At 49.9% G+C, this 13,919-nt stretch carries 15 protein-coding genes; 5 read left to right on the forward strand and 10 right to left on the reverse strand.

The genetic code is table 11. From position 1 onward, the window contains the following. Positions 1 to 99: 99 nt before the first annotated feature. From IFO68_RS06205 to IFO68_RS06220, 4 genes are all read right to left on the reverse strand, one after another. The gene (locus IFO68_RS06205) at positions 100 to 1,314 is read right to left on the reverse strand and encodes a pyridoxal phosphate-dependent aminotransferase (RefSeq protein ID WP_192015108.1); all 1,215 of its coding nucleotides are present in this window, start codon (positions 1,312 to 1,314) and stop codon (positions 100 to 102) included. A 304-nt stretch (positions 1,315 to 1,618) separates the two neighbouring features. Continuing rightward, positions 1,619 to 3,490 (reverse strand): MFS transporter, encoded by a 1,872-nt coding sequence (locus IFO68_RS06210; RefSeq protein ID WP_192015109.1) that lies wholly within the window; start codon positions 3,488 to 3,490, stop codon positions 1,619 to 1,621. 14 nt (positions 3,491 to 3,504) lie between these two features. Beyond that, complete coding sequence (locus IFO68_RS06215) at positions 3,505 to 4,101, reverse strand: TetR/AcrR family transcriptional regulator (RefSeq protein ID WP_161446525.1); 597 nt, start codon at positions 4,099 to 4,101, stop codon at positions 3,505 to 3,507. A gap of 181 nt (positions 4,102 to 4,282) precedes the next feature. Further along, positions 4,283 to 4,690, reverse strand: a complete 408-nt coding sequence (locus tag IFO68_RS06220; RefSeq protein WP_027252841.1) for an NINE protein — start codon at positions 4,688 to 4,690, stop codon at positions 4,283 to 4,285. Between the two features lie 286 nt (positions 4,691 to 4,976). On the opposite strand from IFO68_RS06220, the gene IFO68_RS06225 reads away from it, so the two are divergent. Beyond that, a complete protein-coding gene (locus IFO68_RS06225; protein WP_192015110.1) occupies positions 4,977 to 5,834 on the forward strand; it encodes a Tim44 domain-containing protein in 858 nt (285 codons plus the stop codon). A gap of 174 nt (positions 5,835 to 6,008) precedes the next feature. Further along, positions 6,009 to 6,254 (forward strand): TIGR02647 family protein, encoded by a 246-nt coding sequence (locus IFO68_RS06230; RefSeq protein ID WP_192015111.1) that lies wholly within the window; start codon positions 6,009 to 6,011, stop codon positions 6,252 to 6,254. On the opposite strand, the gene IFO68_RS06235 is transcribed toward IFO68_RS06230, so the two are convergent. Continuing rightward, a complete protein-coding gene (locus IFO68_RS06235) occupies positions 6,231 to 6,497 on the reverse strand; it encodes a YkgJ family cysteine cluster protein (RefSeq protein WP_027252838.1) in 267 nt (88 codons plus the stop codon). The two genes, IFO68_RS06230 and IFO68_RS06235, sit on opposite strands and share 24 nt — an antisense overlap. Before the next feature lie 287 nt (positions 6,498 to 6,784). On the opposite strand from IFO68_RS06235, the gene IFO68_RS06240 reads away from it, so the two are divergent. After that, positions 6,785 to 7,219 carry a YcgN family cysteine cluster protein gene (locus IFO68_RS06240; protein WP_192015112.1) on the forward strand — a complete coding sequence of 145 codons (435 nt, stop codon included), beginning with the start codon at positions 6,785 to 6,787 and terminating at the stop codon, positions 7,217 to 7,219. A 56-nt stretch (positions 7,220 to 7,275) separates the two neighbouring features. Here the strand turns inward: IFO68_RS06240 and IFO68_RS06245 are convergent, their stop codons facing one another. The 3 genes from IFO68_RS06245 to IFO68_RS06255 form a co-directional block, all read right to left on the reverse strand. Beyond that, complete coding sequence (locus IFO68_RS06245; protein WP_192015113.1) at positions 7,276 to 7,743, reverse strand: arsenate reductase/protein-tyrosine-phosphatase family protein; 468 nt, start codon at positions 7,741 to 7,743, stop codon at positions 7,276 to 7,278. A gap of 80 nt (positions 7,744 to 7,823) precedes the next feature. Next, positions 7,824 to 8,783, reverse strand: a complete 960-nt coding sequence (gene dusC, locus IFO68_RS06250) for a tRNA dihydrouridine(16) synthase DusC (RefSeq protein ID WP_192015114.1) — start codon at positions 8,781 to 8,783, stop codon at positions 7,824 to 7,826. A gap of 82 nt (positions 8,784 to 8,865) precedes the next feature. After that, positions 8,866 to 9,567: an NAD-dependent epimerase/dehydratase family protein gene (locus tag IFO68_RS06255; RefSeq protein ID WP_192015115.1), complete on the reverse strand. Its 702-nt coding sequence runs from the start codon at positions 9,565 to 9,567 to the stop codon at positions 8,866 to 8,868. Between the two features lie 134 nt (positions 9,568 to 9,701). Between IFO68_RS06255 and IFO68_RS06260 the strand changes: the two genes are divergently transcribed. After that, the gene (locus tag IFO68_RS06260; RefSeq protein ID WP_192015116.1) at positions 9,702 to 10,358 is read left to right on the forward strand and encodes an SEC-C metal-binding domain-containing protein; all 657 of its coding nucleotides are present in this window, start codon (positions 9,702 to 9,704) and stop codon (positions 10,356 to 10,358) included. 33 nt (positions 10,359 to 10,391) lie between these two features. Here the strand turns inward: IFO68_RS06260 and dsbB are convergent, their stop codons facing one another. Both dsbB and nhaB read right to left on the reverse strand, forming a co-directional pair. Beyond that, positions 10,392 to 10,913 (reverse strand): disulfide bond formation protein DsbB, encoded by a 522-nt coding sequence (gene dsbB / locus IFO68_RS06265; RefSeq protein ID WP_192015117.1) that lies wholly within the window; start codon positions 10,911 to 10,913, stop codon positions 10,392 to 10,394. Between the two features lie 112 nt (positions 10,914 to 11,025). Next, positions 11,026 to 12,615: a Na(+)/H(+) antiporter NhaB gene (gene nhaB, locus IFO68_RS06270; protein ID WP_192015118.1), complete on the reverse strand. Its 1,590-nt coding sequence runs from the start codon at positions 12,613 to 12,615 to the stop codon at positions 11,026 to 11,028. 445 nt (positions 12,616 to 13,060) lie between these two features. On the opposite strand from nhaB, the gene fadR reads away from it, so the two are divergent. Then, positions 13,061 to 13,912, forward strand: a complete 852-nt coding sequence (gene fadR, locus IFO68_RS06275; RefSeq protein ID WP_192015119.1) for a fatty acid metabolism transcriptional regulator FadR — start codon at positions 13,061 to 13,063, stop codon at positions 13,910 to 13,912. Positions 13,913 to 13,919: the final 7 nt, after the last annotated feature.

Raw genomic sequence — 13,919 nt, forward strand, 5'->3', positions numbered from 1 at the left:
ATTTAAACCTAACAGATTTTTTGCAGCCTAGGAAACAACAAAAGCCCCGAGAACCGGGGCTTTGCGATACATACTGAAGGGTTTATTGCCAATAACCAGTTATTGGCGGTAACCGTGAAGAAATCGCTCCAAACGACCGATGGCCATTTCCAGGTCATCAACCCTGGGTAATGTCACTATGCGGAAGTGATCCGGCTTTTTCCAGTTAAAACCTGTGCCGTGGACTATCAGTACTTTCTCTTGCTGTAGGAAGTCCAGTGCCATTTTCTGATCATCGACAATGTTGAACTTCTTCTGATCCAGTTTAGGGAATAAGTACAAGGCACCTTTAGGTTTCACGCATGACACGCCGGGAATTTGCGTAATCATGTCGTAGGCCTTGTTTCTCTGCTCTAGCAAGCGACCACCAGGCAGGATAAGCTCGTTAATGCTCTGGTAGCCACCTAAAGCTGTCTGTACTGCATGCTGCATCGGCACGTTGGCACACAGACGCATTGAGGCCAGCATATCCAGGCCTTCGATGTAGCGTTTGGCAACGTGGCGTGGCCCTGAGAGCAACATCCAGCCAGCGCGGAAGCCACAGACACGGTAAGACTTAGACAAACCATTGAAGGTGACACAGAACACGTCTTCTGCCAGTGGTGCGATAGAAGTGTGCTGGGCGCCGTCATAGAGAATTTTGTCGTAAATTTCGTCGGCAAAGATAATCAGTTTGTGCTGACGGGCGATTTCAATCACTTCCAGCAAAAAGTCACGGCTGTAGACAGCACCGGTTGGGTTGTTCGGGTTGATCAACACAATCCCGCGCGTTTTCGGGGTGATTTTACTGCGAATGTCGTCAAGGTCCGGATACCAGTCTGATTCTTCATCACAGATATAGTGCACAGGATTGCCGCCAGACAAGGATATGGCCGCAGTCCACAGCGGGTAATCGGGTGCAGGAACCAGAATTTCATCCGTGTTATCCAGCAGTGCCTGCATCGCCATGACGATCAGTTCGGATACGCCATTGCCGATATATACGTCTTCGACATCTAAATCCAGCAGGCCGCGTCTCTGGTAATGCTGCACTACGGCTTTACGTGCCGAGTAAATGCCTTTTGAATCGCAGTAACCCTGTGAGGTTGGCAGATTGCGGATCACGTCGACCAGGATTTCATCCGGAGCATCAAAACCGAATGGGGCGGGGTTGCCAATGTTGAGCTTAAGAATTTTGTGGCCTTCTTCTTCCATGCGCTTGGCATGTTTAAGAACGGGACCCCTTATGTCATAACAAACATTGTTGAGCTTGGTAGACATCCCGATGTTGTGCATGTGGTCATCCTGCGAAAAAGTGAACATTTCCCACAAATTACACTAAATGCCACCTTTTGATAAAGGGTTTGCAGGAAAAAATTATGTGAAGGGGCGTAATTTTAATATTTATCAGAATAATAAACTAAAAGAGTGAAAAGTGGTCTGTGAGGTGTGAGGCCGATGATATCTCGGCTTCACTGGATAATGGCTGGTTTTAATGATTGTTATTGAGTAATATGTTGGTGGATTATTCTGTATAAATTTTTAAGGCAGGATAAAAACGGAAAGCGCAAAACCACGCACTATCCGTTTTGTCAGTGTATTAGCGAGATTCGCCTCGCAGCGCAATAACGGTCTCACGTAAAGCCGCGCTATTGGCTGATTGCGCATTCACCGGGGTCCCGGCGACAATAGTCACACGCGACCAGAAACGTTTCGGCCACTTCAGCAAGGCTTTACCGCCTTCACGGCTGAAGTAACTGCCCCACAAACCTTGCAGTGCCATCGGAATGACAGGCGCAGGGGAGCGTTTCAGGATGAGATCCACACCTCGCATGAAAGGCCCGACTTCTCCATCATGAGTGAGCTTTCCTTCCGGGAAGATACACACTAATTCGCCTTGAGACAGATAGTATTCCACTTCCTCAAAAGCTTTTTGAATAGATCGCCTGTCTTTTGCGGCAATAGGAATGACTTTACAGGCGCTGCAGAAGGCTTTAATGAGTGGCAATTTGAATATGTCCTCATCCATGATAAAGCGTATCGGGCGAGGGCAGGCACCGGCCAGCAGCAAGGCATCCATATAGCTGACATGGTTGCAGACAATTAATGCACCGCCCTGCTTCGGAATGTTCTCCAACTGCTGGTGGCTTACCCGGTACAAGGTGTGGCTGACAATCCAAATGATAAATCGCCAGAAAAAATCGGGCGCCTGCAGGTAGATATACCCCAGCACCAGCAGATTGAGAACCGCCAGGAAGAGGAAGAACTGCGGTATCGACAAAGACAGTACTGACAGGAAAACGATCGCTGTCACTGAGCTGACGACCATGAAAATGGCATTCCAGATATTGTTCGCCGCAATCACCTGCGCCCGCTCCGACGGCTCGGCGCGGTTTTGCATCATGGCATACAGTGGCACGATATAGATACCGCCAGACACACCCAGCATGGTCAGTGAGAAGAACACCCGAATCAGATCCGGTTGGGTCAGAAAGGCCCACAGTGAGTCTGACACTGGCGCTATATCAGGGGTCGCGAACATCAGGTCTGCACCAAACAGGGTGATGCCGAGTGAGCCCAGCGGAACGATGCCCGGCTCGATACGATGGCCAGACAGGCGGTCGCACAGCAGTGAGCCGATAGCGATACCGATGGAAAACAAGGTCAGCAATACTGAAACCGAAGCGGCATTACCGCCAAGGTATAACTTGGCGAAGTTGGGAAACTGGGTCAGATAACTTGCCCCCAGAAACCAGAACCAGCTGATCCCCAGCACGCACTGCAACACCACTTTATCTTTTGCTGCAATAGACAGCGTTTTGCGGGTTTGTCTGATCGGCTGCCAGCGAAACCGCTGACCTGCACCGCAGGGCTTGGCTGCAGGGATATAACGCGAACTGGCATAGCCTAAGACAGCGAACGACACCACAGCCACTGCCGCTATGGTTCTCGCTGCTTGCTGATCGGCAATGATCCCCGCAAGCAGGGTACCGATCAGTATGGCCAGGAATGTCCCTGTCTCAACCAACGCATTGCCGGAAACCAGTTCTTCCTTTTTCAGGTGCTGAGGCAACAAGGCATACTTGGCCGGGCCAAAGAAAGCCGATTGCGAGCCCATCAGGAACAACAGCAGCAGTAAGGCGGTATAATTTTCTGCCACAAAAGCCACAGCCGCCATAGCCATAATGATGATTTCAGCCATTTTCACTTTTCGCATGATGCTGGCTTTGTCATAGGAATCAGCCAGAACACCGGCAGACGCCGAGAACAAAAAGAAAGGCAAAATAAAGATACCGGCGGCCAGGTTGATAATGAAATCGGACTCAAATGGCAAAGTGCCCGGCGCTGCAAAAGCGATCAGAATTAGCAGAACATTTTTATAAATGTTGTCGTTAAACGCACCCAGCGCCTGGGTAATGAAATAAGGGAGAAAACGGCGTTGGGTCAGTAAAGCGGATTGTGAATGACTCATCTGGCTGGACTCCTTCATACCTGCCAATTGTTCAGGTAAGTGTCCAGCAGGTTGTCGATCAGCGCTTTTCCGTCAACGGGCGTTGAGGTGAAGAGCTTATCGTCAACGGTCAGCAGGGTAATGCCATGCACGCCAGCCCACAAGACACGGCTGGCTTCCATCACCGCGGTTTCGGATTGGTCGGGGATGAGCTGGCGGATAAGGCTTTCCAGCATGTTGATCATGTTGTTGATGCGTTCATTCTGCCACTCAGGCAGTTCCTCGCCATTCATGGTGTGCTGGAAAATCAGCTGCCAGCGGTAAGGATTATCCACCGCAAAATTGAGATAGCAGTAGGCAAGTTTGCGCAGTGCGTCTGTTGTAGACTCTGACTGCTGCAACTGCTTTTCAGCCTCAGCAAACAGTTCATCCATGGTTTGGGCAACAGCATGGAGTAACAGCAGGTTATAGTTGCCAAACACATTGACTAAGGTGCTGGGCACATAGCCAATCATTGCGGCCACTTTACGTAAACTGAGTTCGTGATGGGGGTGCTCGCTGAGAAACTTTTTGACTTGCTCAAGTGTCATGCTGATGAGCTCTTCCCGCGTGTGATCGTTTCGTCTTGCCATGATCTTCCCTACATGGTGCGCTAAGCACAAATAAAAGGCCGGACAGTTTGCTGGCTGCCTTATAGCACAGGCTGCGTGTGCTATAAAAAGTATAGAATATAGAACAATGTTCAATATTCTATGGGCAACAAAACTTCCGGGTCAAGAATGTCTCTATTTACCTGTATTAACGTTACCTGTATTAACGGCGTTCGGCATTTTTGACCGAAACCTGCTCATTCAGGGTCCAGAAATCAATCAAAACACCAATCAGGAAAAAGCCAAACGTCAGTAAATACAAGAGTCCGCTTATCCATTTTCCCATGTACATACGGTGCACGCCGAAGACACCCAGAAAGGTAAGCAGCAACCAGGCAATGTTATAGTCCAGTTCGCCACTTTGGAAACGAAGATCCGCTTCTTTGTCCATGCCGGGGATCAGGAACAGATCGATCAGCCAGCCAATGCCCAACAGACCCAGAGTGAAGAACCACAGTGTGCCGGTCACAGGTTTGCCGTAATAAAAGCGGTGGGCACCGGTAAAGCCAAAAATCCAAAGCAAATAACCTATCAGTTTACTGTGTGTGTTCTGATGCGTCGCTTCATGCATGGTGATTGCCTCACTGTATGCGAATTGAGATAAGTAGGTCTTGCCTAATACTAGGTGGGATGTACACAAAGTAACAAGCCATTTCATTAGCTTAGCCGTAGAAGATCGCATTGTTGACTATGAAGTGATGTCAGCTTGTTGTTGAAAAGTGTAATGGTTTACAGGGAGCAAATTCGGCGATCCTGCTAAATTTGGTAACAATTTGGCCGACAGACCTGATTGACTTTACCATCCCCCCAGCTAGGATGCATAAGGATTGCATTTTATAGGCAAAGGTAAAGGATTGATGAAACGCTATATAACCATGTTCGCGTTACTGGTGGCTGTGTCTTTCACTGCTCCGCACGCAGAAGCGAAAAAGTTTGGCGGCAGTAAATCTTTGGGCAAGAGCTTTAAAACAGCTCCGGCGCAAAAACAGCAACCGCAGCAAACAGATACGATCAGTAAACAGAACCCAACGGCATCAGCCGGCAAAAAAGGCTTGATGGGCGGACTGCTGGGCGGATTACTTGCCGGTGGACTGCTGGCAGCATTCTTCGGTGGGGCATTTGAAGGTATTCAGTTTATGGATATCCTGATTTTTGGCCTGATCGCTTTTCTGATTTTCAAGTTCCTCAAAGGCATGCGCAAAACCAAGCCGACGGCAATGGGGCATCAGCAGGCGTATGCCGGTGACTCACCCCAGGCACAGCACCGTCAGCAAGCGGATGCATTTACCGGTGCGGCGAGTGCACAGCCTGAGTATCGCGCAACCGATAGTGATGTGCCGTTCAATCTGCCTCCTGGCTTTGACATGAATGCTTTTTTGCAAGGTGCTCGTGAGCATTACCGCACACTGCAAGGCGCCTGGAATTACAATGAGCTGGAAACCATCCGTGAGTATGTCAGCCCGGCACTGTTTGAAGACTTAAAAGCAGAGCGTAACAAGCTGGATGGCGAGCAGCACACTGAAGTGATGTACGTTGATGCAGAGCTGGTTCGTGCTGATTACAATGCCAATACCGCTCATCTGAGCGTGAAGTTTGCAGGGCGCTACAAAGATAGCCATGAAGGGGTAGAAGAAGATATCTCTGATATCTGGCATTTGGAGCGTGATCTGAGCGCACCGAATGCACCTTGGCTGATTGTCGGTATTCAAGCCTGACAGACTGGGTATAAAGACCCTTAGAAACTCAGCGTTTCATAAACCGCTTATCCCGAAGAGGGGTAAGCGGTTTTCTTTTTTTTCAGATAATTACTGTTGTTTTGATCTAAACCGCAGCGACTTTGGGTTTCTCTCACTATGCTTGGAGATAAGTTCTTAAGAGGAGAGGTCGCTATGCCCCTGACACCAGAGTTAGTACAAGAATTGAATCTGCTGGTTAAGTTCCCGATGCACAGTGATATGGAGGGGATCAAGGTTAATCATGACGCGAGTTCTGAGATGATCTCTGCCGCACAGCGTTTGTATGATAAAGGGCTCGTCACTCAACCCGATGGCGGCTATCTGACCAGCTCGGGCCATCAGGCATTAGAGCATGCCAAATCAGCCTTGCGAATATTATCCGGCAAAGTGAACGTCTGAGATCTGCTCCAGCTCTGTCAGGTTGAACAGCGCTTGCTGATTGGTGGTGCCGCAGAGGTCCGGACAGGGTTTGAAGTGATGACATACTGCCGGTCTTTCCGGCTTGCCAAAAAGCTTGCACAGATTATTGTCGTTTAGCTGAATACAGCGCACCCCGGCAGGTTTGCCATCAGGCATACCCGGAATGGGGGAAGAAATACTCGGGGCAATACAACAGGCTCCGCAGCCTAAACGACAATCCATTCCAACCTTCTATACTTATCTGGCAGTCTTATTCAACAGTGACACTTCGTGAACACGTTCGTGGACACGTTCGTGATTCCGGCCAGTATCACTGGCCGTTCACGCTGGTGGCGCAAATTATCACCCATAGTATCGGGAATCAACCTTTGCGGCTGTTGTGTGCCTGCCAAAGAAAGGAAATCCGGACTGAGGCTTGCACTTTGCCGGGCAGACAGCTATAACACCGCCTTGTTTCCTCTTATCCCTACAATAAGAGGGCGAATAACGCATGATATTGGGGCACAGTGATGGCAGCATTTTGGCAAGAGAAAGACCTGACAGCAATGACAGATACAGAGTGGGAATCGCTGTGTGACGGCTGCGGTAAATGCTGTCTGCATAAACTTATCGACGATGATACCGATGAAGTTTATTACACTAATGTTGCCTGCAGTTTACTTGATGACCAAACCTGTTCATGTAAAGACTATGCCAACCGGTTTGAATCGGGCGAAGAGTGCCTCAAGCTTACCCGTGAGCGCATTGATGAGTTTAGCTGGTTGCCGGACACCTGCGCCTATCGCCTGCTGGCCGAAGGTCAGCCCTTGCCGGAATGGCACCCGTTAATTACCGGCTCCAAAGACGCCATGCATGCGGCAAATCAGTCGGTCCGCGATACAGTCGTGTACGAAATTGATGTTATCGACTGGGAGGACCACATTTTAAATCACCCGAATCGCTAGTGTCCGTTGCCCGCAGTCTGACGCCGACTAAGCTGGATGAAATGACATTCGACGCGCTACAAGGCGGTTTGGCTGAGCTTTGTCTTTATCTCTTCCGCACTGAGGCTATCTATCGGCAGTGTACTCAGCGTATCGACGTGATGTTTCAGCAGCAGTGCGGTTTGTTCACAGGCCTTTTCCTGCTCATCCGGGTCTTGGCTGAGCGTCAAGGGATTGGGTAAATCCCAGTTCACCCGTATGCCGTCGGCCAGCCAGTTCGGACAAGGTTCGCCATGCTGGCTATCGCCGACAGAAATCACAATATCAGGATGGAACCGTGAAAACTCTTCCCAGGACTTGCTTCGGTAATCAGCCGGATTCAGGCCCATTGCGCTGAGGTAAGTTTGTATGAATGCAGGCAACTCACCTTTTGGGTCAGAGCCTGCACTGGCGATGTGAAAATGAGCAGGTAAAAAACGTTTGGCGACAGCTTCCGCAAGGATACTTCGGCAAGTATTGTGACGGCTGATAAACAACACTTTCATTCTAAGTCCACTTATTCAAGGCTCTCCATGTTTCAAGCCTAAGTGTTGTTTATGACGTTTTTGTGTCAGTTGCACTGCAACTAGCTGGCTTGCCGTAACAATTGCGTTTTTGCAGATTGCAGCACTTCGACAATAGGAGCGGCCTTATTATGGCGGCGGACATCAGCAAACAGAGCTTTGGCTTGCGGGTATTCGTGGCGAAGGTAAGCAAACCACTGTTTGACACGGTTTGGGTAATACAAGCCTTTATCCCCTTTGATTTCGTAACCGGAATATTTCAGCAGCAGATCCAGCACCGTCTCCCATACCATGTGGGGGTGATTATATTTGACTACATTGCCCAGGTTAGGCAGGTTGAGCGCGCCGCGACACACCATCAGAGCATCGGCTTGCGTGGCTTTCATACACTCTTGCCCGTCGGCATGGTTCCAGACTTCACCGTTCGCTACGATTGAAAGCTGTGCTGTCTGTTTTACCTGACGTATGTAATCCCATTTTATCGCCTCGGCTTTATAGCCATCGGTTTTGGTGCGGGCATGAATGGTGATTTCATCCGCTTTGGCCTGCGAAACCGCATCGGTGATCTCAAAGCAGTGACCCGGATCATCCCAGCCTAAACGGACTTTGGCCGAGACTGGCACTCGCGGGTCAACCGCATCACGGACGGCTTTGACGATCTGATACATCAGCTCGGGTTCTTGCAGTAATACCGCACCTCCCCGGCTTTTATTGACTGACTTTGCCGGGCAGCCAAAGTTGATATCGATACCGGGAGAGCCCAGCGAAGCCGCAAGATGGGCGTTTTCGGCCATCCAGTCCGGATCTTGTCCGAGTAACTGAACACGAACAGGTGTGCCTGACAGGGTTTTTCCACCTTGCAGTAACTCCGGGCACAGACGATAGAAGACACTTTTGGGCAGGCGCTGGTCGATCACGCGGACAAACTCAGTCACGCACAGATCGTAGTCATTGATTTCAGTGAGCATTTCCCGCATCAGGTGGTCAAGCACACCTTCCATCGGGCCAAGTATCAGTCTCATAGCCTCAGATTACTGCTGTTCAGTTAAAGAGGCGAGATTGTAGTGTGGTTAAGCTGGCTTGTCACCTTTTGCTCAGTATCTGTCAGGCTTGAGGGCGCTGAGTATCTGCAGCCTGTCGTCTTAGCGCATTGCCGCTGTGAATTTCCGCAGAGGTGGGTGGTAGCTCTAACGCCTTGATTGCCAGATTCAGCATGGTGAGGGCAAGGTCTTCGGCCGGAATGGGGACAAGGTGCGAAAGCGGGCCGATAAGCAAAGGCTGCGCGAGTTCCAAGCCCTTTTGCAACAGCACTTCATCTTGCCGTGATTCTGAGCGCTCACCGCTCAGCGGCCCCGGACGTACGAAGATGCAATGGCTGAAGCCCAAGTCACTCAGTGCCTGCTCCATTTTCGCTTTGCAACGCAGATAGAAGGAAGGGGAGTAGGGCGTGGCACCCAGGCTGGAGATGACAACAAGGTGCTGTACGCCCAGCTGTAACATACTGCGCGCCACCGACTTGACCAGCTCTACATCTACGGCTTCAAGCCCGGCTTTGCTGCCGGCAGACTTTTTGGTGGTGCCCAGGCAAATAAAGCCAAGCTCAGGGACGGGATCGGTATCTTCCCATTCTGTGATACGTAATTCAGGATGCACTATCTGCACCAGGTTTTTACTGCGGTAGGGCAATGCGACACGGGTCAGGGCGTATACCTTTTCCATGGTGCCGTTACCGAGCAGCAGGTGCAGAAGCTCGTTGCCCACCAGGCCGGTAGCTCCTGCAATAATAGCGCTGACCTCTCTTTGCATCTTTGTTACCCACAGCCGTTAGCGTTAAGGCCATTTTGGCGTTGTTTTGAATGAAATTTCAACAACAAATCGTCACATTTGCGGCCTTTTCCGTTTGCGTTATACTCGCCGGTAACAACAAACAGGAAAACACCATGACCACATTGATCACGCTCTCTGATGACTGGGCAGGCATGCCGCCGGCCTTTATTGAAGGCGCTTTACTTGCTGCAAATGCAAGCCCTGCTGCAATGGAGCCTGATAACTGGCTGCCCGCGCTGGTTAACGGTGGCCTGGCAGAAGATGAGCCAGTGACCATCAGTCAGCAAGACAGAGCCAGCATACTGGCCCATTTTGAGCACCAATACCTGGCCATAAAATCCGGCGAGTACAGTCTTCCTTTGGATATGCAGTGGCAGGAAGCGCAGGGGGTATCAGAGGCCATGGGGCATTTTGCCGAAGGCTTTCTGGCCGTTTGGCCGCATGTGGCAGTGCACTGGGAAAATAAAACCATTCCCGATGGCACCGGCAGAATGCTGTCGGCCTTGTTGACGACCTGTATGCTGATTCTTGATGAGGCTGGTACGCTGACTCAAATGGCAGATGACGGCGTCGACGGTATGCCAGAACCCAGTGCATTGTATGCCAATCTGCCTTTTATGATTTCAGAGGTGGTAATGGCTGCTGATGAGTTACAGCAAGGGGGAAGCTCTGCGCAGTCAATCAACCCATATAAAGGGGTTGGCCGCAACGACTCTTGTCCGTGCGGCAGCGGGAAAAAGTTTAAGCAGTGTTGTGGCCGAAAGCAGTGACGGAACACAGGAGGCATAGTGCCTCCTGTGTTGTCAGTATCGGCTTGAGGTTGATTTAACAAACTGAGCTAGCACGATGACAGCCCAGACAATCAGGTTAGCCGCGAAAATGATGACCAGCCATTGCGGCATGGATTGTCCCAGAAATTGCCATACCACTTTACTGCAATCACCGTAAGCTTCGAATAACCAGGGTGCCCATTGATTCAGTGGTGCCCAGGCAGGCAGTTTTACGAACAGATCGCAGGTAGCAAATGGAGAGGGGTTAAACTGATAGCCGACATGTTCTTGTGCCAGAGACAGACCACGCCAGGCGCTGTATCCCCATAGCGCCAGTCCGGACCAGCGAACAACACTCACCTCAGGCGCGATCAGGCCAACCAGAGCTGCAATACCAATCCCAAACATCGCAATGCGCTCATAGATACACATGACGCAGGGCGCCAGATTCATCGCGTGCTGGAAAAACAGGGCGCAGCCTTCGAAGAAGACGGCGAAAACTAACAACAGTAGCCACGACAGACGGCGTTGGCTGAAGGTTTTTAACATCTGCATGAAATTCTCTCGGTCAGATATAGCCAAGGGGCTGTAAACGCAAAAGTCGACAACCCCTTGTTACTCAGTGTTTTGCTTAAGCTATGACAACCTAGAGAACCAGAAATTCCCGTTAGTGTCCAGTTACCGGTGCCAATTGTGGGATGGCTTCACTGGCGGCGGACAACCAACCGTTTTGATAGAACCACTCCGTCATAGGGAGCAGCGTCAGCTCAATACCTGCGAGACCAACCAGAGACAAGACCAGTGTATATGGCAGTGCCATATAGACCATGCGTCCGTATGACAGTCGGATCAACGGTGCCAATGCCGATGTCAGTGCAAACAGGAAAGCAGCCTGACCGTTTGGCGTCGCGACCGATGGCAGGTTGGTGCCTGTGTTGATGGCTACGGCCAACATGTCGAAGCGTTCGCGGTCAATCATGCCGTCGATCAGCGCTGATTTCACTTCATTGATATAGACAGTACCGACAAAAACGTTATCCGACACCATGGATAACAGCCCGTTGGCAATGTAGAACATCCCCATTTGCGCACTGCCATCCATTTCCAGTACGGCAGTAATAATAGGGCTGAACAGTTTTTGCTCAATGATCACTGCCACGACTGAAAAGAAAACGGCCAGCAGAGCGGTGAATGGCAGAGCTTCTTCAAAGGCTTTACCCAAAGAGTGCTCTTCAATGATACCGGTAAATGCAGTAGCCAGGATGATCACGGTCAGACCAATCAAGCCGACAGCAGCCAAATGCAGGGCCAGACCGGCAATCAGCCAGACGGCTATGATGACTTGAATCCAGAGTTTAGCGATATCCAGATTGGTACGACGCTTACGTTCTTCGTTATCGTAGTCGATCAGAATGTTGCGTACGTTTTCAGGAAGCTTGGCGCCGTAGCCGCACAAACCAAACTTTTCGACCAGAGCACAAGTGATGAGGCCGCAAAAGAAAACCGGCACGGTTACAGGCGCCATACGCAGGAAGAATTCGCCAAACTGCCAGCCCGCCTGATTGGCAATGATCAGGTTTTGCGGTTCACCGACCATGGTCATGACACCACCCAGAGCGGTACCCACACCAGCATGCATCAGCAGGCTACGCAGGAAGGCCCGGTAGTTTTCCAGATCATCGCGGCTCAGTTCTTGAATGGCATGGTCGGAAGTGTGGTCGTGAGACGCATGTGGCTCCTGACCGGAGGCGACTTTATGGTAGATGCTGTAGAAACCTGTGGTCACACTGATCACAACGGCAATCACAGTCAGGGCATCCAAAAATGCCGACAGGAAGGCTGCCATGACACAGAAAGACAGTGACAGCAGAATTTTTGAGCGGATGCCTATCAATATCTTGGTGAAAATGAACAGCAGCAGCTGCTTCATAAAGTAAATACCCGCCACCATGAAGATAAGCAGCAGCAAGACTTCAATATTGGCGACCAGTTCATGTTTGACCAGTTCAGGTGTCGTCATGCCGATGGCGACAGCCTCAATGGCCAGCAGACCACCAGGCTGGAGCGGGTAGCATTTCAGTGCCATTGCCAGAGTGAAGATAAACTCAACAACCAGTAGCCAGCCAGCGACAAAAGGGTCGATGAAGAAAAAAACGATGGGGTTGATCACCAAGAAGGCAATGATCGTGAGTTTATACCAGTCGGGCGCTTTACCCAGAAAGTTCTTAATAAACGCGTTCCCTAGCGTGATAGCCATTTTTTTGATCTCTGTGTTATTTATGGGCGTTAACAAAACAGCAGGCGTACCTCAGCCCTGGCCCAGAATGTTTCCGAGTCATTGAAAGCCCTGATATTTTGATGACAAATCGCTTCCTTTCCGGGGAATTGTCATTGCTGACTCCCCTTATTTACGGGTCGCAATTTTAACCGATTGTATGAATTGTTTGTTAAGGTGTTAATATTTCGTAACACAAAAATAGAGTGTAAATCCAAACCATGGACTACGACTTAGAGATTGTACCAGAAATGGTTAGAAATAAATCTGCCAGAACAATAAGTTGGGATGAGGGTTTGATTGCAGGATATTGCACCTTTGTTAACTTACTTCAAAACTCCCGGAGGCAAGGTTTCTACTCAGCGATAACTAGTGGTATGATGAGTTTATAAAAGATAAGCAAGAAGCAAGTTTGGAATACTAACTGATGGTTATAAAGGCTGATAGCCCAGCAACATTTGCTGAGAAATACATCATTGAGAGTATCTGGAATAATCATTTTCCGCAGGGCTCAATCTTACCTGCAGAGCGTGAATTATCAGAGCTGATTGGTGTGACACGTACAACTTTACGGGAAGTGCTGCAGCGTTTGGCACGTGATGGATGGCTGACCATTCAACACGGTAAGCCAACCCGGGTAAATAATTATATGGATACTTCAGGACTGAGTATCCTGGATACCCTTATTACACTGGATGGCCAGGATGTTCAGCGCGTTCTGGAAGATTTGCTGGCTGCCCGTACCGATATCAGCACCGTTTACATGCGCTATGCGGTGAAATCTAACAGCGAAAAAGTCAGCCAGTTGCTGGATTATGTTATCCATTCCTGCGAATCTCTTCTGGCTGCGAGCAGCTTCGAGTCTTTCGTGGAAAGCTGTGAGGTAAAGCCTGAGCTGCTGCTGGAAGTCAGAAAAATTGTGGATAAATATGGTAAGGAACAGCCGGAGCTGTGTGAGCAGATTTGCCGTGCCCGTGCCTTCAATTATTTTGATTACCGCATGTTTCAGGGAATGGCTACCCACTCAGGTAACATCCTGTATGTTCTGACAATCAACGGTCTGCGTAAGATTTACACCCGAGTGGGTGGGTATTACTTCATGAACCGTGAAGCGTGTGAGCTGGCGTTGGCATATTATCGTGATCTGAAGTCATATTGTGATAATCATCAGTCAGAGCTGGTAGCAGATCGTATTCGAAAATACGGTCGCGACAGCGGAGCTATCTGGTACAGTCACCGTATCGAAATTGCACGTTATCTGCACGAAGAAGAGCAGTAATCTGCTG

Origin of the sequence: Photobacterium arenosum (assembly GCF_014841115.1) — a bacterium.
Taxonomy (GTDB): Bacteria; Pseudomonadota; Gammaproteobacteria; order Enterobacterales; family Vibrionaceae; genus Photobacterium; species Photobacterium arenosum.

Excerpts from the sequence above, each read along its gene's own strand:
- IFO68_RS06205 (WP_192015108.1), bottom strand. The coding sequence starts at position 1,314 with ATGCACAACATCGGGATGTCTACCAAGCTCAACAATGTTTGTTATGAC.
- IFO68_RS06210 (WP_192015109.1), bottom strand. The coding sequence starts at position 3,490 with ATGAGTCATTCACAATCCGCTTTACTGACCCAACGCCGTTTTCTCCCT.
- IFO68_RS06215 (WP_161446525.1), bottom strand. The coding sequence starts at position 4,101 with ATGGCAAGACGAAACGATCACACGCGGGAAGAGCTCATCAGCATGACA.
- IFO68_RS06220 (WP_027252841.1), bottom strand. The coding sequence starts at position 4,690 with ATGCATGAAGCGACGCATCAGAACACACACAGTAAACTGATAGGTTAT.
- IFO68_RS06225 (WP_192015110.1), top strand. The coding sequence starts at position 4,977 with ATGAAACGCTATATAACCATGTTCGCGTTACTGGTGGCTGTGTCTTTC.
- IFO68_RS06230 (WP_192015111.1), top strand. The coding sequence starts at position 6,009 with ATGCCCCTGACACCAGAGTTAGTACAAGAATTGAATCTGCTGGTTAAG.
- IFO68_RS06235 (WP_027252838.1), bottom strand. The coding sequence starts at position 6,497 with ATGGATTGTCGTTTAGGCTGCGGAGCCTGTTGTATTGCCCCGAGTATT.
- IFO68_RS06240 (WP_192015112.1), top strand. The coding sequence starts at position 6,785 with ATGGCAGCATTTTGGCAAGAGAAAGACCTGACAGCAATGACAGATACA.
- IFO68_RS06245 (WP_192015113.1), bottom strand. The coding sequence starts at position 7,743 with ATGAAAGTGTTGTTTATCAGCCGTCACAATACTTGCCGAAGTATCCTT.
- dusC (WP_192015114.1), bottom strand. The coding sequence starts at position 8,783 with ATGAGACTGATACTTGGCCCGATGGAAGGTGTGCTTGACCACCTGATG.
- IFO68_RS06255 (WP_192015115.1), bottom strand. The coding sequence starts at position 9,567 with ATGCAAAGAGAGGTCAGCGCTATTATTGCAGGAGCTACCGGCCTGGTG.
- IFO68_RS06260 (WP_192015116.1), top strand. The coding sequence starts at position 9,702 with ATGACCACATTGATCACGCTCTCTGATGACTGGGCAGGCATGCCGCCG.
- dsbB (WP_192015117.1), bottom strand. The coding sequence starts at position 10,913 with ATGCAGATGTTAAAAACCTTCAGCCAACGCCGTCTGTCGTGGCTACTG.
- nhaB (WP_192015118.1), bottom strand. The coding sequence starts at position 12,615 with ATGGCTATCACGCTAGGGAACGCGTTTATTAAGAACTTTCTGGGTAAA.
- fadR (WP_192015119.1), top strand. The coding sequence starts at position 13,061 with ATGGTTATAAAGGCTGATAGCCCAGCAACATTTGCTGAGAAATACATC.